The organism is Streptomyces sp. NPDC007991, assembly GCF_042958445.1.
In the GTDB taxonomy this organism is placed as follows: Bacteria; Actinomycetota; Actinomycetes; order Streptomycetales; family Streptomycetaceae; genus Streptomyces.
Window position 1 is genome coordinate 332,574 of record NZ_JBIBJD010000009.1, and the last position, 19,857, is coordinate 352,430.

Consider the following 19,857-nt stretch of genomic DNA (forward strand, 5'->3'; position numbering starts at 1 on the left):
TTATCTCGCCCGTTCAACGCCCGTCGGAAAGCCTGGCAACATGCTGCACCGGCCGGAATTAAGAGGCGTCAGGCACCGGCTCGGAGCGCATTGCGCAGGAGTTTTCCGGAGGGGGACTTGGGGATGGCGTCGACGAACTCCACGAGCCGTACCCGCTGATACGGCGGGACGTGTCCGGCGACGTACGCCATGACGGTGTCCGCGTCGAGTTCGGCGCCGGCCGGCCCGCGCACCACGAATGCCTTGGGCAGTTCCCCGGCCAGCTGGTCGGGCACGCCGACGACGGCGGCGTCGGCGATGCCGTCGTGGCCGAGCAGCACCGCCTCCAGCTCCGCGGGCGGCACCTGGTGGCCCTTGTACTTGATGAGTTCCTTGACCCGGTCGACGACGGTGAACACGCCCCGCTCGTCGTAGCTGACGACGTCGCCGGTGTGCAGGAAGCCGTCGGCGTCCACGGTCCGCGCGGTGGCGTCCTCGTCGTGCAGATAGCCCTTCATCACATTCGGGCCGCGGCACCACAGTTCGCCCCACTCGCCGGGCCCCACGTCGCGTCCGGTGTCCAGGTCGACGACGCGGCACTCCATGTTCGGCACCATGAACCCCACGGCTCCGGCGTCGATGTCGGTGCGGTGGTCCGGCACGGCGTGCGCCGCCGGGCTCAGTTCCGTCATGCCGTAGCCCTGGCGGACGTGGCAGCCCAGGCGCTGCTTCACCAGGCCGACCACCTCGTCGTCCAGGGGCGCGGCCCCCGACGACAGATAGCGGACGCTGGAGAGGTCGTGGTCGTCGACGACCGGGTCCTTGGCGAGCATGACGAGGATCGGGGGTGCGACGGGCAGCCGGTCGATCCGGTACTTGCCGATCATCTCCAGGAAGGAGGTGAACTCGAACTGCGGCATGGTCACCACGCAGGCTCCGGCGTGCAGGCTCTGGTTGAGCACGATCTGGATGCCGTAGATGTGGAAGAACGGCATGAGCGCCAGGGTGCGTGAGTCGGGACCGAGGCGGGTCATGAACCGGGTCGTCTGCACCATGTTCGCCACGAGGTTACGGTGGGTGAGCATGACGCCCTTGCCGGGCCCGCTGGTTCCGGACGAGTACGGGAGCAGGGCGACGTCCCGGTCCGGGGCGATGGTCACGGGGCTCGGCTCGTCGCCGCGGGCCACCAGGTCGGCCAGCGACCGGTGCGGGGTGCCCGCCTCCGGGTCCCCGTCGAGGACGAGGACGTCGTCCGCGGCCCAGCCCTGTGACGCGCACAGCGCGACGGAGCCGGCGACCAGGGCGGACTCGGTGAACAGCAGCCGGGCTCCGGAGTGCTTGAGCTGCCGGCTCACCTCGGCGTCGGTGGCGGAGGGGCTGAGCAGCGTCACGGTGGCGCCGGCCCGCAGGGCGCCGTGCACGGCGGCCGCGTACTGCCAGTTGTTGCGTGAGCGCACGGCGACGACGTCGCCGTGGCGTACCCCGCGGCGCTGCAGCGCGCCCGCGGTGGCGGTCACGGTGTCGGCGAGGTGCCGATAGGTGATCTCGTGTCCGCTGGGTCCGTCCACCAGGGCGGTGCGGTCCGCGCGCGGGCCGAGGTCGCCGAGGACGAAGTCGGTGAGGGGAACGTCGGGTATCTCGGCGTCGGGCCAAGGGCTTCGCAGCGTCATGTACCGGCTCCTCGTCGGGGTCCGGCCGAGGGCCGGAGTGCGGGACGGGGCCGGGACAGCGGTGAGCCGCCGTCCCGGCCCGGCTACGTCAGGGCAGCGTGCTGACGAACTCGAGGGTGTCGAGTTCGCGTACGTCCTCGGCGGTCAGCCGGATGTCGGCCGCCTTGATGTTGTCCTCCAGGTGCGCCAGGGAGGACGTGCCCGGGATCGGCAGGATCGCCGGGGAGTGGTGCAGCAGCCAGGCGATGGCCACCTGCTGCACGGTGACGCCGTGGCGCTCGGCCACCGCGTCCACCGTGGGGTGCTCCTGGACCATGGGGTGGCCCTTGGTGAACGTGCCCGCGCCCAGCGGGAAGTACGGCACGAAGGCGATGCCCTGACGCTCGCACTCACGGAGCACGCCGCCGCCGCGCCGGTCCAGCACGTTGAACCGGTTCTCGACTGCGGCGACCGGGGCGATCTGCTGGGCCTGCGCCAGCTGCTCGCTGTCGACGGTGCTCAGTCCCAGGTGCCGGATGAGGCCCTTGTCGCGCAGCTCGGCCAGCGCCTGGAAGGACTCCAGCATCGGGGTGCCGTCCGCCGGGAGCAGGAAGTCACCGCCGACGCGGAGGTAGACGATGTCGAGGTAGTCGCGGCCCAGGCCCCTGAGGTTCTCCTCGACCTGCTCGCGCAGCTGGGCGGGGGACGCGGCGGCGGGCCAGGTCATGTCCTCGCCGCGCACCACACCGACCTTGGTGCCGAAGACCAGGTCGTCGGCGTACGGATGCAGGGCCTCGCGGATGAGCTCGTTCGCCACGTGCGGGCCGTAGTAGTCCGCCGTGTCGATGTGGTCGACGCCGAGCTCGACGGCCCTGCGCACCACGGCGACGGCGTTGTCACGGTCGGCCGGCGGTCCCCAGACCCCCTGCCCGGGCAGCTGCATGGCGCCGAACCCGATCCGGTTGACACTTAATCCGGATTCGTGCGTCCAGCGGCCCGAACGGGCCGCGTCGGGCGCGGAATTCTCTGCTTCAGACATAGTGAATCCCAATTCCTCGCGGGGCTCTTGAAGTCGAGCCCGGACTTCATAGTTTCGCCGACCATTCTTTCAGAATGATCGCCTGCTCTTCCGGGGTTTTCACGACTGGCGCTGAAGCGTCCGAATCGCGCGCGTCACGGTGCGCGAGGCGAGTGCCGTGACGGTCAGGGCCGGGGTGACGGCCCCGGCCGACCCGGGGATGAGCGAGCTGTCGACGACGAAGAGGTTCGGGTGCCCGAGCACCGTCCCGTCGGAGCCGCAGGCGCGGCCGAGGACCGCGCCGCCGAGCGGGTGCGAGGTGTACGCGGCGGTGGTGCTGTACGTGCGGGTGCCGGGGTTGGCGGCGTTGAGCCGGTCGAGCACGCCGCCGAGGACCGCGTCGAGTCCGGCGTCGTCGTTGGGGTAGGTCAGATGGACGGAGTCGCTCGCCGAGTCGTAGGCGAAGGAGCCGTCGGGCTCGGTGATCTGCATGGCGAACGTGCCGGAGACGCCTTCGCCGGGCACCGGGGAGGCGCCGCCGGGGAACTCGGCGAGACTGATGGCCTTGGCCGGATCCCGCCAGTCGGTGGCCACGATGTGGGCGGGTCCGCCGGTGCTGGGCGGGCCGGGCATGCCCACCCGGATGGCGAGCCGGTCCGCGTTGTCGCCCCAGAACCGGCCGATGCCGTCGGGCAGGTCGGGCAGGCTGCCCCGGCCCTTGGCCCGCACCAGCAGCTTCGAGGTGCCCATCGAGCCGGCCGCGAGGAAGACGTACCGGGCGAGGAACACGGGCCGGTCGAGCACGGTGCCGTCCTCGGCGAGGCGCTCGCACTCCACGCGGTAGCGGCCGTCCGCGGCCCGGGTCACGTCGCTCACCTGGTGCTGGACGCGGACCGAGACCCGTCCGGTGCGTTCGGCGGCGGCCAGGATCGTGCGGTCGACGCTGAGTTTCGCGCCGCTGTTCATGCCGACCTCGGCCTCACCGGCGATCGCCGAGGCGGGAACCCGGCCGGCGATCTCGTCCCGGACGACGTCCCAGTCGACCTGGATCGCGGGGCGCAGGACGCGCAGTCCGGCCGCGCGGGCCTGGTCGATGAACGCGCGGGCGCTGCTGTAGTGGCTGTCGGCGAGCACGTCGTCGGGGATGGGGGCGGCGCGCAGCATGTGCAGGGCCGCCGGGTACCACAGCCGCGCCATCTCCTCGTAGTCCAGCGTGTCGCCGAAGCTGCGCTGGAACAGCGCGCCGCAGGGCTGCATCAGCAGGCCGTGGTTGACGAGGGAGCTGCCGCCGACACCCGCCCCCGTGGTCACGGTGACACCCGTGGCCTGCGTCGTCTCCAGCACGCCCACGTACTTCGGCACGGGCAGCGTGGTGCTCATCCACGAGGCCCGCCGGTCCGGGGCGGACAGGGTGCAGAACGTGTCGTGCGCCGCGGTGATCGGCCAGCGGCGGCCCCGCTCCAGGACCACCGAGCGGATCCCGGCGGCCGCCAGGTGATGCGCGGCCACCGAGCCCGCGTAGCCGGAGCCGACGACGAGCGCCTCGACCTGTTCGGCGTCCCGCGTGGCGGCACGCGCCACGGGCGCACCGGCGAGCACGGCACCGGCGGCCGCTCCCAGCCCTGCGAGCACACTTCGACGGCTGGGGCGGCCTGCCCCCGGCGTCTGCTCCATGGATCCCATCCGGCCTCTTCCCTCCGTGCCCGGGTGTCTGCTGCCGGGCGGTGTCCTACGTCCGGCGCCCCCAGACTCACCCCGGCGCCGGGGCAACGGCCTCGATCTGACACGAAGCTGTCACGGCGGCCTCAGCCGCAACCGCCTGCGTGCCCGGGATCGGCATGCTCGCCCGGACCGACCGGGGCGGGCGGGGCCTCGGTGGCGGCCGGGCCCGTGCCGCTGCCGTCCAGGGCGGCGAGGAACGGCGCCAGCCGGTCCAGGCCCCAGAACTTCTCGGCGCCCGCGACGAAGAACGGCACGCCGAACACACCGTCCCGGCTGATGCTCAGCAGCGCCTCGACACCGGCCGCCCGGTAGGTGTCGCTGTCGAAGGCGCCGGCCGCCTCGTCGGGGTCGGCGCCGACGTCCCGGGCGATGTCCGCGACGACGGCGGGGTCGCAGATGTCCCGGCCCTCCAGCCAGCGGGCGCGGAACACGGCGTCGGTGAACGCCGCGTCGACGCCGTGCCGGGCCGCCGCGAACCAGGCCAGGTGCGGCACCTCCCAGTGCGGGTCGCGGTCCACCGGCCAGCTGACGTCCAGGCCGCGGGCCCTGGTGAGCCGCCGTACGTCCTGGAGGATGTAGAAGTGCTTCTCCCGGGACATCGGCTGGTAGACGAAGCTCCCGCCGGCCTCGGTGAGGAGCTTCTGGCTGAGCGCGTCGGGTTCCCAGAAGGGGATGCGCCGCAGGGACCGGGCGAGGGCCGGGTGGTGCTCGGTCAGCTCCCGGTGCGCCAGCCAGGAGTACGGGCTGCGGAAGGAGAAGTAGTGGCGCGGTGGACGGCGCGCCTGCGCCTTGGCCATGCTCGATGCCTCTCGTGTCGGAGCCGGGCGGCCCGCGTCAGATGACGATGCCGCCGTCGATCTGGACGATCTGGCCGGTGATGTAGGAGGCGCGCGGCGAGGCGAGGAACGACACCAGGTCGGCCACCTCGTCGGAGGTGCCCCAGCGGCCCAGCGGGATGGCCTTCACCTTCTCCTCGCGCACCTTGGGCGGCAGCGCGGCGGTCATGTCCGTCTGGATGAAGCCGGGGGCGACGCAGTTGACCCGGATCCCGTAGCGGCCGACCTCCTTGGCGAGGGAGCGGGTGAAGCCGTTGATGCCCGCCTTCGCGGCCGAGTAGTTGGTCTGCGTCGGGTGCCCGTGGACGCCCGCGACCGAGGACAGGGTGATGATGGTGCCGCTGCGGCGCTTCATGAAGGAGAAGATGGCGGCGCGGCAGGCGTGGTAGGTGCCGCTCAGGTTGACGTCGAGGACCTGCCGCCAGTCGTCGTCGTCCATCATCACCAGGGAGCTGTCGCGCACCACGCCGGCCGAGGTCACCAGCACGTCCAGCGGCCCCAGTTCGTCCTCGGCGCGGGCGACGAAGGCGCGGACGGCGGGCGCGTCGGAGACGTCGACGGCGGCAGAGACGGAGCGGGCGCCCAGCTCGGCGAGCTCCTTCTCCAGGCCGCGCGCCTCGTCCTCGCGCGAGTGGTAGCAGAACGCCACGTCGTTCCCGTCCGCCGCGAGCCGGACGGCGATGGCACGGCCGATGCCGCGGGTGCCGCCGGTCACCAGGGCCACCGGACGGCGCCGGTCCGATGCGTTGGCAGTCACGATTCCTCCTCGGTCGCGCGGGTGCCTTGGTGCCCCCGCAGCTCCTCCGCCGGCCGGCGCGCCATGATCACGCTGCCCACGGTCATGACGGTGCGGCCCCCGACCGTGGCACGGCCGGTGACGACGGCGCTGTCGGAGAGCAGCCGCACGGTGCGCACCTCGTGCTCGACGACGTCTCCCCGGTGCACCGGCGCCGTCAGTTCGAGCCCGCTCATCCCTCCGAACAGCATCACGTCGCCGGAGAGCACGTCGGGGTTGGGGCTGTCCCAGGTGACCAGGACACCGGCGGCCTGACACCACGACTCGATCAGCAGGACGGACGGGAAGGGGCCCTGAGGGTCGGCGCCTTCGAAGCAGGGTTCGTCACCGGTGACGGTCATCCGTGCCGTGAGGCGCTCTCCCGGCACCGCTTCGACGACCTCGTCGACGAGGAGCATGGGCGGCCGGTGCGGCAGCAGCTTCTCGATCAGTTCGCGGCCGCTCATCCGGTCGCCTCCAGCCGGTAGCGCACGCGCAGGGTGGCCACGCGCTCCTCGCCGCGGCTGAGCACGGCACGGCAGCGGAACCCGCCCTCGACGGATTCCGCCGTGGTGCGCACGTCGACCGTGTGGCCGGGGAACACCGGGGCGAGGAAGCGGCAGCTCTCCACCTCGGCCATCGCCGGGGTGCCCGACTCCTCGGGGACGCTGAGCCGGACCGCCTGGTGGACGCACTCCACCAGGGCGACGCCGGGGAAGATGGGCAGCCCCGGGTAGTGCCCCCGCAGCACCGACTCGTCCGCGCTCACCCGGTAGGAGCCGGTGAACACCCCGGGCCCCCCGGCCGTTCCGCGGACGGTGCCGTCGAGCGGGGTGGGGCGTGGCAGGACCGCCGTCATCGGCTGAGCTCTTCGACGAGGAGCGCGTGGGCGCGGGCCAGCGAGGTGACCTCCTTGAGGCGCGTCTCGTCCAGCTTCACGCCGTACGTACGCTCCATGATCACCATCAGTTCCAGCGCCATGAGGGAGTCGACCTCCAGGTCATGGGCGAAGTGGGCGTCGTCGGTGATCATCTCGGCGGGGATGTCGAGGACGTCCGCGACCAGTTCGCGCAGTGCGTCGCGGTCGGGGACGGCGGTGTTGGCCTGGGTCATGTCAGTCACCTCTCTGTGGCGGGAACGTGGTGGACGAGGGCGAGAGCGGGCAGCCGCAGCACGGCGCAGCCCACGACTCCGTCCCGGTCGATGCTGGTGATCAGCGCGTGGCGGGCGCTCGGCCCGGGGCCGGCGAGGGCGAGTACGGCGGCGAGCTGGAAGGTGCCGGAGGCCGCGCCCGCGTCGCCCACCAGGGGCGCCACGTCGAACCACCGGGGCTCGGCTCCGGGCAGGGCCTTCTCGACGGCCGTGCGTTCGCAGGCCCTCAGCGGGTCGGCGGCGGCGGACGGTGCGACGAGAGCGATGTCGGCCGGGTCGAGTCCGGCGGTGCCGATCGCCCGGTCCACCAGCGTGGCGAGCAGGTCGGCGGAGTCGTCGACGGCGCCGAACACGCCGAACTCCAGGGTGAGCAGCTCGGCGTGCGGCCGGTCGCCGCGAGCGGTGACCGCGTCGAGGGGCTCCAGAGCGAACATCGCGCAGCCCTCGCCGAGGGGCGCCGCGGTGCCGGGCACCGCCCACGCCTCCAGGCGGGCGCGCTGCTCGGAGAACTCCTCGACGGCACCGCACAGCACCTTGCCCGCCCGCCCCGAACGCCACAGCCTGCGGCCGTAGTTGAGGGCGAGCAGGGCCGTGGCGCGGCCACCCGCCAGGGTGGTGTTGGGGCCGCGCAGGCCGTGCCAGATGGCGCACTGCCCGGCCGCGCAGTTCATCACGGTGTTCGGGAAGCGGGCCGGGTCCACGTGGTAGGGCTTGGCCTGGGTCAGCGAGTCCCGGGTGAAGTCCATCATGCTCTGGACGCTGCCGTTGCTGGTGCCGAGGACCAGCGCCACGTCGTCGGCGGGCGGGGTGCCCGCGGCTTCGCCGGTGAGCAGGGTGCCCACGGTGGCCACGGCCAGCGCCGTGGGCCGGTCCATGGACCGGGTGCCCTTGCGGCCGAGCACCTCCCGGGCCGTGAAGCCGGGCACCACGCCGGCCTCGGTGAACGGCACGGACCAGGTGTTGGGGTCGAGGGGGGTGACGGCGCGGCGCCCCTCGCGCACACCGCGCACGAAGTCGTCCCGGTCGTGTCCGTACGGTGAGGTGGCCGCCCAGGCGGAGATCGCTAGGCCGGTGTGGCGGGGCGGGGAGGCGGTCATCTGGTCTCTCCTTCGCTGTGGTCGATCCGGGGTCCTGCGCGGCGGCCCGCTCACAGGAACCACACCCGCTCGTAGGCGGGCAGCTCCTCGGCGAGTCGGCCGGCGTCGCATGCCAGCACCCCGCTCACCAGCCGCCGCTGTGCGAGTCCGAGCCGGGTCAGGCTCGCCAGGTCGGCCCGTACGGTGACGCCGTCGGCGAGCAGCGCGGCGAGGCCCTCGGCCGGGCTCGGCGCGAGAGCCCGCAGCGCGGGTCCCAGCGGCGGCGGTCCGTGCCGCGTCCCGTCGACGGCCGCGGTCACGGCGGCGCCCCGCAGCAGCAGCCGCACGCCGCCGAACTGCCGGTGCAGTTCCCGCACGACGTAGAGGAGATCGGCGTACGAGGTCTCCACCTGGCCGGTCTGCACCGGCCGTTCGAGGACCGCGAGGAGCGGCCGGCCGGCCATCAGGGTCCTCCCAGGTAGACGGTCTTGCGGCACTCGGACACGGTGGCCGCGATCCGCAGGGCGGAGCGGACCCGGACGCCCGCGATGTGCTCGGTGCCGCGTTCGGCGCTGCAGAACCGGCAGGCGTTCCAGCGCACCCGCTCGGGGTGGCCGCGCAGCAGGTCCGCGACGAGTGCCGCGCTGGTGGGGTACTCGGTGTCCAGGGCGCGCAGGTTGCGCGGCCGGCGTTCGCCGAGCGCGGCGCTGGTGAGCAGGGTCGCCGAGCCGCAGGCCCACACCTGGGCGCGGGCGCCGCTGTCGGCGGTGGCCCACAGCAGCCGGAGCGCGGTGGTGGCGGTGTCGCCCGTGTGCGGGGTCGCGTTGAGGAAGAGCAGCAGGTCCCAGTCGTACGAGGAGGAGGACGAGGAGGAAGACGAAGACGAGGACGCGGGTGCGGGGGCGTTCATGTCAGTGCCACACCACCCGGGTGTCCGTGGCGAGCACCGTCCGCGCGAACGCGGCCATGTCCTGGACCTCGACGCCGGTCGGCAGGTCGGCCGCCCGCAGCGCGTGCCGGGCGAGCGAGTGGTCGTCGGCCTGGACGCGCACGCCGGCGCGCAGGGCCTCGACGATGCCGCCGGTGCGGGCGGCCGCGCCGAGCACGCCCTCCTGCACCAGGCAGAGCCGCACCCGGTGCCCGGCCGTGGCCAGGGCCACCGCGTCACGGACGAAGGCGCCGTCGCCGGGGTCGGTGAACGGGTGCCGGCTCTCGACCAGCACGTACTCAGTCATCGCCGTGCCCCGCTCGGACCGCGGCGCGGCCGAACGCCTCCGCGTAGAACTCGGTCAGCCGGTGGGTGTACGCCGCCCGGTCCAGACGGTGGGCGTTGACGTGGATGGCGTTCGGGGCGGTCCACACCCGGGCGTGCGGGGCGTGCCGGGCCACGGCCGCGATGTCCTCGGGCGGCATCAGGGTGTCGCGGGCCGCCCCGACGAACAGCATCGGCACCTGGCAGCCGGCGAGTTCGGCGAGCCAGTCCGGCCGCACGCCGAGCCGGCGCCGGGCACCGGCCACGAAGGCGCGCCGGGCCAGGGCGAGGGCCGGTGCGCGGCCCAGCCAGCGGGGCAGCAGCCGGGCCTGGAGGTCGAAGTAGCGGCGCATCGCGCCGGGCAGATCCGCGCCGGGCCCGCTGTCGCACACGACGGCGTCGACGTCCGAGGTGTCGCGCAGCCCGTACACGGCGGGCCAGGTGGAGAACGACAGCGCGAGCACCCCGGTGCGTCCGCCGCGTGCCTCGGGGCGGGACCGGGCGTGGGCCAGGGCGTCGTGCAGGTCGGCGGTGAACTTGCCGGCCATGCCCCGGATCCGGGAGTCGTCGTCGCTGGCGCCGTGGTTGCGCAGGTCGTAGGCGAGGACGTGGTGGCCGGCCTCGTGCAGCAGCCGGATGTGCGGCAGCACGCTCGCCCGGTCCCGGCCGACGGGGTGGCAGACGACGACGGTGTGCGGCCCGCGGCCCGGTATCCACCAGGCCGCCAGCCGGTGCCCGTCCCGCGTGGTGACCCGGGTCTCCTCCCAGGCCAGGCCCCGGTCGCCGGGGGTGCGGGCGGACTCCGCGCGCGGCGGCCGGTACAGGGCCCGGGCGCGCCGGCCGCCCGCGAGGGTGGCCGCGGTGGCCCAGCCGGCGAGCACCAGGGCGGCCGCTCCGGCCGGTACGGCGATGTACGGGACGGGGGTCATACGGTGTGCACCTCGCCGCCGTCCACGCCGATCACGTTGCCGGTCAGCCACGAGGAGTCGAGCAGGGCGAGGTGCGCGATCACCTCGGCGACGTCGTCGGGGGTGGTGAGCCGCCCGTGCGGGTTGCCGGCCCGGGCCCGGGCCAGGAGTTCGCCGTGTTCCGGGATGCGCTCCAGGGAGCGGGTCGGAGTCACTCCGGCCCGGACGGCGTTCACCGCGACACCGGCCGGGGCCAGCTCCACCGCGAGCTGCCGGGTGTGGGCCTCCAGTGCGCACTTGGCGGCGGAGACGGGCCCGTAGGTCGCCGAGACCCGGCTCGTGCCGGCGCTGGTCATCGCGAACACCTTCGCGCCGGGGCGCAGCAGCTTCGCCTCGTGCAGCTCCTGCGTCCAGTAGACGAGGGAGTGCGCCATGACGTCCAGCGTCATCGTCAGCTGCCGTTCCTGGACGGGCTCCTGGGCGTTCGTGCCGCGCAGGTAGGGCGCCAGGGTGCCGAAGGCCAGCGAGTGCAGCAGTACCCGTACGCCGCGGTCGGCGGCGAGTTCGCCGAGCCGTGCCACGAGCTGGGCACGGACCTTGCGGCTCGCGGCGTTGGCGTTGTGGAACTCGACGGTCGTGCCGTGGGCCCGCAGCTGAGCCACGAGGGCGTCCACCTCGGGCTGGGTGGCCGCCGTGTCGAAGTGCACGCCCAGCACATGCGCGCCGCGGGCGCAAAGGGCACGGGCCGCGGCGGCGCCCATGCCGCTGGACGCTCCCAGGATCAGCGCCCAGGAGCCGTGCAGCGCGTCCTCGTTCATGCCGCCTCCTCCGCGGTCACCAGGGCCAGTGCGACGTGTCCGGTGCCCTGCGCCACGGCGACCAGGTGCCGCTCGCCGTCGGACGCCAGCGACTGCACCAGGCGCAGCGCGGGCGCCAGGCACCCGGCGCCGAGGGGCGCGCGCCGCACGGTGCCGTGGGGTTTGAGGGCCTGCGCGGTCAGCTCGGCGACCGGGGAGTCGTCGGCCACCAGGTGGACGGTGAGGGGTGCGCGGTCGCCGTCCTTGAGCAGGGCGTCGAGCGCCGCCGCGAGCGGTCCGCCGGAGGGCGGCTGCCCGTCCGGCAGGCACAGGGTCCGGGCCCGGACGGTGCCGTGCACCCGCGCGCCGCGGGCCCGGGCGGCGGCGGCCGGTTCGAGCACCAGGGCGGCGGCCCCGGTCTCGTCGGCGCCGGACGCCCGGTGCCCGGCCGGGAGCCGGGCCTCGGTCGTGCCCACGACGAGGACGCCGGCCCGGCCGCGCGCCAGCGAGGTGGCGGCCAGCGCCAGGGCGTCGAACCCGGCGACGGCCGGTGAGGTGAGGGTGACGGCGAACGCCCGCGTCTCGTACTCGGTCGCCACCCGGCCCACGTACGTGTTGATCGAGAAGTAGGGCGCGAGGGCCGGGCTGAGTCCGTCGGAGCCCTCCCGGGTCACCGTGTCGTCCATGCCGTCGAGCACCCCGGTGGCGGCGTGGTTGGTGGCCACCACGGCGGCCCGCGCGTCCGCGGCGACATGGCCGATCCCGCCCGCGTCGGCGACGGCCGCGCGGGTGGCCGCGAGCAGATAGGCGCTGGCGGCCGGGAGGTAGCGGTAACCCCGTGGCCCGAGGCGGGCGGTGACGTCGAACCAGGAGTCGTCCGGGGGCGGAGCGGGGGTGGGCGGGGCGGCGGCCCGCCGCGGCCGGTCGGTCCAGGGCGTGACCACTCCCAGCCCGCTGACCACGAGCTCTGTCGTACTCACCGGCGGTCCTCCTCACGGCCCGTGGCCAGCAGGGTGATCGAGATGTTGTTGCCTCCGAACCCGTACGCGTTCACCAGGACCCCGGGGCGTTCGAGCGGCACCGGGCCGTCGTCGGGGAGCCACACCGGGCAGCGCGGATCCGGCACCCGCACCGGGGTGTTCGGCATGACCTCGCGGTCGCGGGCGATGAGCGCGCCGGCGAGCACCGCGAACGCGCCGGCCGCGCCGCCGGTGTGGCCGATGAGCGCCTTCAGGCTGTAGAGGGGGGTGCGGTCCAGGTCCCCGGCGAGCAGGTGGGCCAGCGCCTCGCTCTCCACCGCGTCGTTGAGTTCGGTGCCGGTGCCGTGCGGCACGACGCAGCCGATGTCCCGCGGCCCGATCCCCGCGTCGTCCAGGGCGGCCGCCATGGCGCGCCGGATCTGTGTGCCGCCCGGTTCGGGGCTGGTGATGTGGTGGGCGTCGCAGCTCCAGCCGCTGCCGCCGACCTCGGCGTAGTACGGCCCGGCGCCGCGGCGCCGGGCGTGCTCGGCGGACTCCAGGACCAGTACGGCCGCGCCCTCGCCGAACACGGTGCCGCGGCGTTCGGAGTCGAAGGGCCGGCAGCGCTCCGGGTCGACCGCGCCCATCCGGTTGAAGCAGGCGAGGGCGACCCGGGACTGGGCCTCGGCGCCGCCCGCGACCACCACGTCGGCGGCGCCGGAGCGGATCAGGTCGGCCCCCATCGCCACCGCGTAACCGCTGGCGGCGCAGGCGTTGCCGACGACGGGGGCGGCGCCGTGGGCCCCCACCGCGCGAGCGACCGCGGCGCTCACCCCGTAGGCGCTGCTGCCGCCGTGGGCCGTACCGGCCGGGCGGTGTCGTTCGTCGTCGGCGCCGTCGCCGAGGGTCGTGCCGACGATGACGGCGGTGCGGGTCGCGTCGAGCGAACCCGGTGCGAGGCCCGCGTCCGCCATGGCCTCCCCGGCGGCCCGGACCGCGAGGCCGGACACCCGGCCGGGCGCGGGTACGTCGTCGGCCCCGGGCACCAGGTACATCCGCCGGACCGGGACCTTGGCCCAGGGGTCGGCGGTCTCGACGGGCAGGCTGTGCGCCGCGCTCAGGCCGCGGCGGAACGCGTCGACTCCGCCGCCGAGGGCCGAGACGGCACCCAGGCCGGTGATCAGTACCTTGCCATCCATCGTCGCTCTCCCGTCCTCGCGTCGCCGGCCGGCGGCTACTGGCCCGCTCCGCGCAGCGCCCGCTGCAGCCGCTCGTCGAACCGGGTCAGGCTCCAGTCGCGGCGGCTGTCGATGTGGGCGTAGCCGTGGGTGATGCGGCCGGTCGAGGTGGGGACCAGCGCCCCGTCGCGCAGGGCGTAGGTGTCCACCCGGGCCGTGTAGGTGAGGTCCTTGAAGACGTCCTCCACGGTGAAGGCGATCAGCAGCTCCTCCTCCATGAGGGTCTCGTCGAGCAGGGTGATCGCCGAGTGCGGCACCACGGGGATCCAGTCCTGCTCGGTCAGCAGGGTCCGGATGGACACGCCGCGCTCCTGGAGGAACCAGTGCACGGCCTCCTCCATCACGCGCAGCAGACCGGACATCTGCAGCCGCTCGGTGAAGTGGCAGTGGTAGTACGGGACGCGCCAGCGCCACACCTCGGTGTTGCCCTGGGCCTTGAGCAGCCCGACGGCCTCCTCGACCGAGCCGACGCGGTCCGGCAGGGACGGCAGCTTCGCCCCGGCCGTGCCGGTGATACGGCGCACGGTGTGCGGGGCGGCTTCGGCCGGCGCGTCGTGGCATCCGGCGTCCTGCCGGAAGACCACGCCCACCTGGGACGTGGCGGCCCTCACCGGGACCGCGTCGCGGTCCACGGACAGCTGTACGGTCAGCGCGAGGCGCCCCTCGGTACGGCCCGCGCCGTCGGCGGCGGGCCGCACCTCGGCGGTGACCACGTCGTCGATGTGCAGGGCGGTCGCGATGCGGGTGTCGATGTCGACGAGCTCGGTGCCGAGGCCGTACGTCTCGTAGAGCGCGCCCGCCGCCAGGCCGGCCTCCCGCAGATGCGTCAGCACCGCTTCCTCGACGAGGTAGTTGACGTGCTTGAAGCCGATCCAGGTGCAGATGTTGCACCCTTCGTAGCGGGGCCGCAGCGACACGGTCGTCACGCGGTCGAGGGCCGGTGCGAGGTCCAGGCCGATGGTCATGTCAGTAGCTCCTCTGGATACGTCGGCGGGACGGCGAGCGCGGCCGCTCGGACGTCGGGCACGGCATGGAGGGGGCGGGTGTTCAGGGTCTGGTGGAAGAAGGCGTCCAGCGCGGCGGCGAACGGGGCGGCCGCTTCGACCATGGCGAAGTGCCCGGTGTCCGGCAGGACGGTGAGCCGGCTGCCCGGCAGCGCCGCGGCGAGGTCGCCGGCGTCGCGCGGGGAGGCTGCGGTGTCCCGTTCCCCCGCCACGACCAGGCAGGGGCCGCGCACCTGGTCGAGGCGGAGCCAGGGCGTGCGCAGATACGTCTCGAAGAACCTGAGCCAGCCGTAGGCGCCGATCCGGTCCCGGACGTGGCGGCCCATGTCGTTCAGGACCGCGCCGTCCAGCCGTGAGCGCCCGCGCATGAGGCGCCGGGCGGCGATGCCGCTCTCCAGGAAGCGCTGGAACTCGTTGAGGTAGTACTCGGCGGTGTCCCAGTGGAAGGCGCCCGGCCGCGGCCGGTAGAAGGGGGCCAGGAGCACCGTGGCCTCGGGCTGCGGATGCCGCTGTGTCGCGAGGAGTTCCAGCAGCACGTTGGCGGCGAAGGAGTGGGCGACGACCGCGTCGAAGGACTCGCCGAGCACGTCCGCCACCACGCGGAAGCACCCGGGGTCGTACGCCCAGTCCGTCTCGCCGTCGAAGCGCCACGGCAGCCGTACGCCCCACAGTTCGAGGTCGGGTCCGGCCAGGGCCCGGTACAGGTGCCAGATGTTGTCGCCCGCGCCCAGTCCGTGCAGCAGGAGCACGCGGCGGGGGACCGGCACCGACGCCGGACGCAGCAGGCGCAGGTTCGATTCGGTCATGCGGCGTTCTCCGACGGCTCGAACAGCAGGGTGGTGACGGCGTCGTGCCCGGTGTCCCCGGTGAGGGCGAGCGTGGCGCCGGAGCCGGGCGGCAGGCTGGCGGCGGCGGCGCACTGGAGCACGCCGAGGGCGCCCGAGGCGTCTCCGAGCAGCTGGTTCAGGTCGTGCACCGGGGCCTGCCCGGCGCCCGCGGGCGGGTCGCAGACGGCGGTCCGGCTCGCCAGCCAGAGCGCGAGGGGCGGCAGGGTGCCGAGCGCCCGCAGGCTTTCTTGCGCGGTGGCGGCGCGCGCGTAGGGGCCGACCACGGCGCGGCCGGCGGCCGAGCGGCGCCGGGCGCTGTCGGCGGCTTCGAGGACCACCGCGGCCGCCCCGTCGAAGAGGGGGCCTTCGGCGCCGGTGACGGCACGCACCGCCGCCGTGTCGGATTCGGTGCCGATCACCAGGACGCGCCGGGTCCGCCCGGCGGCGATCAGGTGCCGGGCCCAGTGCACCGCGTCCAGGCCGGAGGTGGGCCCATTGCAGAGCGTCAGGTTGGGGCCCGCGAGGCGGAAGCGGATGGCGACCGACGAGGCAGCGATGTTGCTGGAGGCGTTGGGCAGTGCCATGGGGCTGAGCCCGTCCGTGCCGTGCTGAGCGATGGTCGCGGCGGCGTCGCACACGGTGTCGAGGTTGCCGTGGTTGCTGCTCACCACGACGCCGCAGTCGTCGGGGGTCTCGGCCGCCGCGCCGGGCAGGCCGGCGTCGGTCAGGGCGAGTTGGGCCGCCGCGAGGGCCAGACAGGTGGCCCGGTCCTTGTAGCGCAGGCCGCGCGGGCCCAGCACGCGCGCGGGGTCGGCGGGGTCGCCGCCGGGCGCGGGGGCGCCGGCCCCGGGGAGCAGCTGACGGGGGGCGTGCAGGTCGGGGCCGATCACGGCGGCCCCGGTCACGATGACGGTGGTCATGTCAGGCGGTCCCCTCCACCAGGGCGACGGCGTTGAGGCCGCCGAACCCGAACGCGTCGATCTGGGCGGTCCGCAGCGGAACCCGCCGTTCCCGGTCGCGCACCACGTCGAGCCCGGCCGCCTCGGGGATGAGCTCGCGCACCCCCCGGGTGGGCGGTATCCGTCCGGTGGTCAGGGCCTCGACGGCGAGGGTGAGGGCGAGCAGGCCCGAGGTGCCCGAGGTGTGTCCCGTGGCGGCCTTGACGGCGGTCACCGCGGGCCGGCAGCCGGCGAACGCCTTGCTCAGCGCGATGGCCTCGGCCTCGTCGTTGAGCAGGGTGCCGGTGCCGTGGGCCAGCACCAGGTCGATCTCCTCGGGGGCGAGCCCCGCCCTGTCCTGGGCCTCCTGGATAGTGCGCAGGATGCCCTCCGGGTCGGGGGCCGTCACATGGTGGGCGTCGCAGCCCAGGGCGACGGAACGGAGCACGGCGGGTGCCGGCCCGCCGCGCCGCAGGACGACGGCGGCGGCGCCCTCGCCGAGCAGCACACCGCGGCGCTCCCGGTCGAAGGGGCGTACGGCGTCGGGGTGTCCGGGCTGGACCCGGTCGAGCAGCCCGAGCATGCTCTCGGTGATCGCGTCGGTGCCGGCCACCACCACGGTGTCCGCCTCGCCCGCCGCCAGCAGATCGGCGCCGAGCCCGCAGGCATAGAGGGAGGCGGCGCAGGCGTTGGCGACGGTGTAGGTGCGGCCGGTGCCGAAGCGGCGGCGCAGGGCGCCGTCGAAGTACAGGTCCGCGGCGGGACCGGGCGTCCCGGCGCGGTGGCGCAGTTCGGCGGTGCGCAGCTCGCGCAGGCCGGTGCCGACGATCACGGGCACGGAGCTCAGGTCGGTCAGCCCGGCGTCGGCGGCGGCGAGTTCGACGGCGCGGCACAGCCACCCGGTGGCGCGCAGCTCCACGTCCTGTCCTGCGGGCCGGTCGTCGATCTCGTAGGCGTGCCGCAGTCCGTACCGCTCCGGGTCGAAGGAGCGCAGCGGGGCCAGCGCGGTGCGGCCGGCGCACAGCGCGTCGAGAACGCCGCCGACGCTGTCGCCGAACGCGGTCACCACGCCGCGGCCCGCGATGGCGAGGGCTGCGTCGGGGGCGTCCCGGTGGCCGGTGTGTGCGGCGCTCACGCGGCGCTCTCCCCGGTCACCCGGCCGAAGAGGGTGACCGCGTTGTTGCCGCCGAAGGCGAGGGCGTTGTTCTGCACGATGCGCAGGTCGGCGGGCCGGGCCTCGTTGGGTACGCAGTCGAGCGCGCACTCGGGGTCGGTCTCGACGTGGTTGACGGTCGGCGGGATGAACTGCTCGGCGATCGCCAGTGCGCTCGCGGCGGCGGCCAGTGCGCTGGCTGCGCCCATGGTGTGCCCGATCATCGACTTGATCGAGACAGTGGGCGGAGCCTTTCGGCCAAAGACCTCGTGGATGGCGGCGGCTTCGGTGATGTCGTTGGCCTTGGTGCCCGTACCATGCGCCGAGATGAAATCGACCTGCGCAGCCTCGACACCTGCGGATTCATGGGCCGTTCGCATGCAGCGTGCGATGCTGGCCCGGTCCGGGGCGACGGGATGATGCGCGTCGCAGTTCAGCCCGTAGCCGAGGACCTCGGCGTACACGCGTGCGCCGCGGGCCCGGGCGGACGCCAGCGTCTCCAGCACGAGGATGCCGGCGCCCTCGCCGGTGAGGATGCCCTGCCGGGACACGTCGAACGGCCGGCACTTCTCCGGGGCGATGGTGCCGAGCCGGTAGAAACCGGTGAAGGTCTTGCGGCACACCGCGTCGGCGCCCCCGCACAGGGCGATGTCCACGTCGCCGGCCAGGACGGCGTCGTAGCCGTGGCCGATGGCGTAGTTGCCGGCGGCGCAGGCCGTCGGCATCGAGACCGCCTCCACATCGGTGAGTCCGAGGTCACGGGCGATCCCGGTGGCCAGCCGCACGGTGGGAACCCGCCGGGCGACCGCCGGGTCGCCCGCGTCCGCACCCCGTTCGACCTGGGCGCCGACCAGGGCGTCGAGGTCGCGGGACTCCCCGTCGGTGGTGCCGACGGCGACGAGGGTGCGGCCCGCCCGCACCTCGTCCTCGCCCAGCGCCGCGTCGTCGATCGCCATCCGCGCGGCGGCGGTGGCGAACTGGGCCGCCCGGCCGAGTTCCTCCGGCTGGTGCCGGTGCAGCCACTGGGCGGGTCGGAATCCGACGACCTCGCAGCCGAGCGCATGGTCGAATCCGGCGGTGTCGAAGGCGGTGATGGGCCGCGCGGACCCGCGGCCCTCCCGCAGGCCCTCCAGAAAGGCGCGGGCTCCGACGCCGATGCTGGTCACCGCACCGATCCCGGTGACGACGACCCTCTTCTCCGGGTCCGTGACTCGGCTGGTCATGCCAACCTCCCCAAATGTGTGAGCGCGAGCGTGTGTGCGGGCGGGCCGGATCAGAGGGCGTCGGCGACCACGGCGTAGACGCCGTCGAGGTTGACCATGCGGCTCAGCTCGGCCTGGTCGATGGTCACGGAGAACTGCTTCTCCAGACCGGCCAGGATTTCGATCGCGCGCAGCGAGTCGGCGCCGTGGTCCTTGAAAAGGCTGCTGTCATTCAGCTCGTCGGGGTCAATCTCGAGCACGTCGCAGACAATGTCCTTGATGATCTGCTGACGCTCTTCGGTAACCGCGGCCATGGTTTATCACCTCTGTGGATTGACGGCGAAGTGCCTTCGGAAGCACGATGCCAGGAATATCTGATTCCGTTTTCAACCTGGCAACAAGCTGCTACCGCGACGCCCTGAACCCCCGATTCAGGGCTTTACACCGGCCAGACCGGCAAATATAGGACAGCCCGCAGTGTGAGACATGCACGGAAGTTCTAGGCGGAGGGCTGTGGCTCCAGTTATGCTCCACGGCGAATCCTGGACACAGGCAAAGCAACTGGGGGGAAGTTGCGCGATATGAAGCTTGCCGCAGCCCGTTACGAACAGTGTCATGAGCCGCCCCTGGCGGCGCCCCCGCGAGACCTCGCTTCGCGAAGAGACATAGAGCCGTGCTCCATAGCGGAATTACGTGCCGAGATATTCGAGCGTTTCCGTCTGGAGTCCACCCGCAGGACCATCGACCTCTGGGACGCCTGGCCCGAGGAAGGCACCCTGCTCCCGTCCCTGAGATCCCTCGAAGTCGATCTTCTGGCCCTGGGAAACAACGTTTCCACCGTCTGCAGCAGCGACACCGCGCTGCAGGGCGCCGGCCACCTCGACCAGATCTCGGACAAGGGGGCGCAGATACGGGTCGCCTGTGCGCAGCTGCCGGACTTCGTCATCATCGACCGCCGTGTCGCGGTGCTGAGGCCGCATGACGCCCGGTTCAGCGAAAAGGTCCTCGTCGTCCACGACCAGTCCATCGTCTCGGCGCTGTGCAATACGTTCTTCGCGGTCTGGCAGTCCGCTGTGAAGATCGAGGTCTTCCGGCAGTGCGGACTGGACGTCGAGGACGAGGTCACCGCGCAAATACTTGAACTTCTGAGTTCGGGCTGCAAGGACGAAACAGCGGCTCGCAGACTGCAGATGTCCGTGCGCACCTACCGTCGCCACGTTGCACGTGTCATGGAACGACTGGGCGCCGAATCCCGCTTTCAGGCAGGCGCCCTCGCAAGTCGGCTGGGATTGTTGCAGAGTTCGTCAGGACGGCAGGCTCCGCTACGGGAGATGTGCCTGAGCTGAAAATTACGGCCCCGGTGTACCGGGGC

General features: G+C 73.5%; 23 protein-coding genes. 1 reads left to right on the forward strand and 22 read right to left on the reverse strand.

Annotated features, from left to right (window positions below):
* Positions 1 to 68: 68 nt before the first annotated feature.
* The 22 genes from ACFZDA_RS26865 to ACFZDA_RS26970 all read right to left on the reverse strand — a co-directional run bounded on the left by ACFZDA_RS26865 (position 69) and on the right by ACFZDA_RS26970 (position 18,799).
* Positions 69 to 1,649 (reverse strand): AMP-binding protein, encoded by a 1,581-nt coding sequence (locus tag ACFZDA_RS26865; RefSeq protein ID WP_391086261.1) that lies wholly within the window; start codon positions 1,647 to 1,649, stop codon positions 69 to 71.
* An 88-nt stretch (positions 1,650 to 1,737) separates the two neighbouring features.
* Positions 1,738 to 2,667 carry an oxidoreductase gene (locus ACFZDA_RS26870; RefSeq protein ID WP_391086263.1) on the reverse strand — a complete coding sequence of 310 codons (930 nt, stop codon included), beginning with the start codon at positions 2,665 to 2,667 and terminating at the stop codon, positions 1,738 to 1,740.
* Positions 2,668 to 2,766: 99 nt separating this feature from the next.
* The gene (locus ACFZDA_RS26875) at positions 2,767 to 4,329 is read right to left on the reverse strand and encodes a GMC oxidoreductase (RefSeq protein ID WP_391086265.1); all 1,563 of its coding nucleotides are present in this window, start codon (positions 4,327 to 4,329) and stop codon (positions 2,767 to 2,769) included.
* A gap of 122 nt (positions 4,330 to 4,451) precedes the next feature.
* Positions 4,452 to 5,165: a DsbA family protein gene (locus ACFZDA_RS26880; RefSeq protein WP_391086267.1), complete on the reverse strand. Its 714-nt coding sequence runs from the start codon at positions 5,163 to 5,165 to the stop codon at positions 4,452 to 4,454.
* A gap of 37 nt (positions 5,166 to 5,202) precedes the next feature.
* Entirely contained in the window at positions 5,203 to 5,961 is a 759-nt protein-coding gene (fabG, locus tag ACFZDA_RS26885; RefSeq protein WP_391086269.1) for a 3-oxoacyl-[acyl-carrier-protein] reductase, read from the reverse strand.
* Entirely contained in the window at positions 5,958 to 6,446 is a 489-nt protein-coding gene (locus ACFZDA_RS26890; RefSeq protein ID WP_391086271.1) for a 3-hydroxyacyl-ACP dehydratase FabZ family protein, read from the reverse strand. The genes fabG and ACFZDA_RS26890 overlap by 4 nt, the downstream gene beginning before the upstream one ends.
* On the reverse strand, positions 6,443 to 6,838 hold the full coding sequence (locus tag ACFZDA_RS26895; RefSeq protein ID WP_391086273.1) for a 3-hydroxyacyl-ACP dehydratase FabZ family protein: 396 nt from the start codon (positions 6,836 to 6,838) through the stop codon (positions 6,443 to 6,445). Before ACFZDA_RS26895 ends, ACFZDA_RS26890 begins: the two co-directional genes overlap by 4 nt.
* Positions 6,835 to 7,092: a phosphopantetheine-binding protein gene (locus ACFZDA_RS26900; protein ID WP_391086275.1), complete on the reverse strand. Its 258-nt coding sequence runs from the start codon at positions 7,090 to 7,092 to the stop codon at positions 6,835 to 6,837. Before ACFZDA_RS26900 ends, ACFZDA_RS26895 begins: the two co-directional genes overlap by 4 nt.
* Before the next feature lie 5 nt (positions 7,093 to 7,097).
* Positions 7,098 to 8,228, reverse strand: coding sequence for a beta-ketoacyl synthase N-terminal-like domain-containing protein (locus ACFZDA_RS26905; RefSeq protein ID WP_391086277.1), 1,131 nt, complete (start codon positions 8,226 to 8,228; stop codon positions 7,098 to 7,100).
* A gap of 50 nt (positions 8,229 to 8,278) precedes the next feature.
* Positions 8,279 to 8,671 (reverse strand): hypothetical protein, encoded by a 393-nt coding sequence (locus tag ACFZDA_RS26910; protein ID WP_391086279.1) that lies wholly within the window; start codon positions 8,669 to 8,671, stop codon positions 8,279 to 8,281.
* Positions 8,671 to 9,117, reverse strand: coding sequence for a hypothetical protein (locus tag ACFZDA_RS26915; RefSeq protein WP_391086281.1), 447 nt, complete (start codon positions 9,115 to 9,117; stop codon positions 8,671 to 8,673). Before ACFZDA_RS26915 ends, ACFZDA_RS26910 begins: the two co-directional genes overlap by 1 nt.
* 1 nt (position 9,118) lies before the next feature.
* Complete coding sequence (locus tag ACFZDA_RS26920) at positions 9,119 to 9,442, reverse strand: hypothetical protein (RefSeq protein ID WP_391086283.1); 324 nt, start codon at positions 9,440 to 9,442, stop codon at positions 9,119 to 9,121.
* Positions 9,435 to 10,388 carry an alpha/beta hydrolase gene (locus tag ACFZDA_RS26925; RefSeq protein WP_391086285.1) on the reverse strand — a complete coding sequence of 318 codons (954 nt, stop codon included), beginning with the start codon at positions 10,386 to 10,388 and terminating at the stop codon, positions 9,435 to 9,437. The genes ACFZDA_RS26920 and ACFZDA_RS26925 overlap by 8 nt, the downstream gene beginning before the upstream one ends.
* Positions 10,385 to 11,185 (reverse strand): SDR family oxidoreductase, encoded by an 801-nt coding sequence (locus ACFZDA_RS26930; protein ID WP_391086287.1) that lies wholly within the window; start codon positions 11,183 to 11,185, stop codon positions 10,385 to 10,387. Before ACFZDA_RS26930 ends, ACFZDA_RS26925 begins: the two co-directional genes overlap by 4 nt.
* Entirely contained in the window at positions 11,182 to 12,144 is a 963-nt protein-coding gene (locus ACFZDA_RS26935) for a beta-ketoacyl synthase N-terminal-like domain-containing protein (RefSeq protein WP_391086289.1), read from the reverse strand. Before ACFZDA_RS26935 ends, ACFZDA_RS26930 begins: the two co-directional genes overlap by 4 nt.
* Positions 12,141 to 13,322 carry a beta-ketoacyl synthase N-terminal-like domain-containing protein gene (locus ACFZDA_RS26940; protein WP_391086292.1) on the reverse strand — a complete coding sequence of 394 codons (1,182 nt, stop codon included), beginning with the start codon at positions 13,320 to 13,322 and terminating at the stop codon, positions 12,141 to 12,143. The genes ACFZDA_RS26935 and ACFZDA_RS26940 overlap by 4 nt, the downstream gene beginning before the upstream one ends.
* 35 nt (positions 13,323 to 13,357) lie before the next feature.
* On the reverse strand, positions 13,358 to 14,326 hold the full coding sequence (locus ACFZDA_RS26945) for a hypothetical protein (protein WP_391086294.1): 969 nt from the start codon (positions 14,324 to 14,326) through the stop codon (positions 13,358 to 13,360).
* Complete coding sequence (locus tag ACFZDA_RS26950) at positions 14,323 to 15,171, reverse strand: alpha/beta fold hydrolase (RefSeq protein WP_391086296.1); 849 nt, start codon at positions 15,169 to 15,171, stop codon at positions 14,323 to 14,325. Before ACFZDA_RS26950 ends, ACFZDA_RS26945 begins: the two co-directional genes overlap by 4 nt.
* Positions 15,168 to 16,112: a beta-ketoacyl synthase N-terminal-like domain-containing protein gene (locus tag ACFZDA_RS26955; protein WP_391086298.1), complete on the reverse strand. Its 945-nt coding sequence runs from the start codon at positions 16,110 to 16,112 to the stop codon at positions 15,168 to 15,170. The genes ACFZDA_RS26950 and ACFZDA_RS26955 overlap by 4 nt, the downstream gene beginning before the upstream one ends.
* A 1-nt stretch (position 16,113) precedes the next feature.
* Positions 16,114 to 17,265: a beta-ketoacyl synthase N-terminal-like domain-containing protein gene (locus ACFZDA_RS26960; RefSeq protein WP_391086300.1), complete on the reverse strand. Its 1,152-nt coding sequence runs from the start codon at positions 17,263 to 17,265 to the stop codon at positions 16,114 to 16,116.
* On the reverse strand, positions 17,262 to 18,506 hold the full coding sequence (locus tag ACFZDA_RS26965; protein ID WP_391086302.1) for a beta-ketoacyl synthase N-terminal-like domain-containing protein: 1,245 nt from the start codon (positions 18,504 to 18,506) through the stop codon (positions 17,262 to 17,264). Before ACFZDA_RS26965 ends, ACFZDA_RS26960 begins: the two co-directional genes overlap by 4 nt.
* A 50-nt stretch (positions 18,507 to 18,556) precedes the next feature.
* On the reverse strand, positions 18,557 to 18,799 hold the full coding sequence (locus ACFZDA_RS26970) for a phosphopantetheine-binding protein (RefSeq protein ID WP_391086304.1): 243 nt from the start codon (positions 18,797 to 18,799) through the stop codon (positions 18,557 to 18,559).
* Positions 18,800 to 19,066: 267 nt separating this feature from the next.
* On the opposite strand from ACFZDA_RS26970, the gene ACFZDA_RS26975 reads away from it, so the two are divergent.
* On the forward strand, positions 19,067 to 19,831 hold the full coding sequence (locus tag ACFZDA_RS26975; RefSeq protein WP_391086306.1) for a LuxR C-terminal-related transcriptional regulator: 765 nt from the start codon (positions 19,067 to 19,069) through the stop codon (positions 19,829 to 19,831).
* Positions 19,832 to 19,857 lie beyond the last annotated feature (26 nt).

Coding starts and splice junctions, on each gene's coding strand:
- ACFZDA_RS26880 (WP_391086267.1), bottom strand. CDS start 5,165: ATGGCCAAGGCGCAGGCGCGCCGTCCACCGCGCCACTACTTCTCCTTC.
- ACFZDA_RS26900 (WP_391086275.1), bottom strand. CDS start 7,092: ATGACCCAGGCCAACACCGCCGTCCCCGACCGCGACGCACTGCGCGAA.
- ACFZDA_RS26875 (WP_391086265.1), bottom strand. CDS start 4,329: ATGGGATCCATGGAGCAGACGCCGGGGGCAGGCCGCCCCAGCCGTCGA.
- ACFZDA_RS26950 (WP_391086296.1), bottom strand. CDS start 15,171: ATGACCGAATCGAACCTGCGCCTGCTGCGTCCGGCGTCGGTGCCGGTC.
- ACFZDA_RS26970 (WP_391086304.1), bottom strand. CDS start 18,799: ATGGCCGCGGTTACCGAAGAGCGTCAGCAGATCATCAAGGACATTGTC.
- ACFZDA_RS26870 (WP_391086263.1), bottom strand. CDS start 2,667: ATGTCTGAAGCAGAGAATTCCGCGCCCGACGCGGCCCGTTCGGGCCGC.
- ACFZDA_RS26905 (WP_391086277.1), bottom strand. CDS start 8,228: ATGACCGCCTCCCCGCCCCGCCACACCGGCCTAGCGATCTCCGCCTGG.
- ACFZDA_RS26865 (WP_391086261.1), bottom strand. CDS start 1,649: ATGACGCTGCGAAGCCCTTGGCCCGACGCCGAGATACCCGACGTTCCC.
- ACFZDA_RS26895 (WP_391086273.1), bottom strand. CDS start 6,838: ATGACGGCGGTCCTGCCACGCCCCACCCCGCTCGACGGCACCGTCCGC.
- ACFZDA_RS26925 (WP_391086285.1), bottom strand. CDS start 10,388: ATGACCCCCGTCCCGTACATCGCCGTACCGGCCGGAGCGGCCGCCCTG.
- ACFZDA_RS26910 (WP_391086279.1), bottom strand. CDS start 8,671: ATGGCCGGCCGGCCGCTCCTCGCGGTCCTCGAACGGCCGGTGCAGACC.
- ACFZDA_RS26920 (WP_391086283.1), bottom strand. CDS start 9,442: ATGACTGAGTACGTGCTGGTCGAGAGCCGGCACCCGTTCACCGACCCC.
- ACFZDA_RS26915 (WP_391086281.1), bottom strand. CDS start 9,117: ATGAACGCCCCCGCACCCGCGTCCTCGTCTTCGTCTTCCTCCTCGTCC.
- ACFZDA_RS26930 (WP_391086287.1), bottom strand. CDS start 11,185: ATGAACGAGGACGCGCTGCACGGCTCCTGGGCGCTGATCCTGGGAGCG.
- ACFZDA_RS26890 (WP_391086271.1), bottom strand. CDS start 6,446: ATGAGCGGCCGCGAACTGATCGAGAAGCTGCTGCCGCACCGGCCGCCC.
- ACFZDA_RS26975 (WP_391086306.1), top strand. CDS start 19,067: ATGAAGCTTGCCGCAGCCCGTTACGAACAGTGTCATGAGCCGCCCCTG.
- ACFZDA_RS26945 (WP_391086294.1), bottom strand. CDS start 14,326: ATGACCATCGGCCTGGACCTCGCACCGGCCCTCGACCGCGTGACGACC.
- ACFZDA_RS26955 (WP_391086298.1), bottom strand. CDS start 16,112: ATGACCACCGTCATCGTGACCGGGGCCGCCGTGATCGGCCCCGACCTG.
- ACFZDA_RS26965 (WP_391086302.1), bottom strand. CDS start 18,506: ATGACCAGCCGAGTCACGGACCCGGAGAAGAGGGTCGTCGTCACCGGG.
- ACFZDA_RS26940 (WP_391086292.1), bottom strand. CDS start 13,322: ATGGATGGCAAGGTACTGATCACCGGCCTGGGTGCCGTCTCGGCCCTC.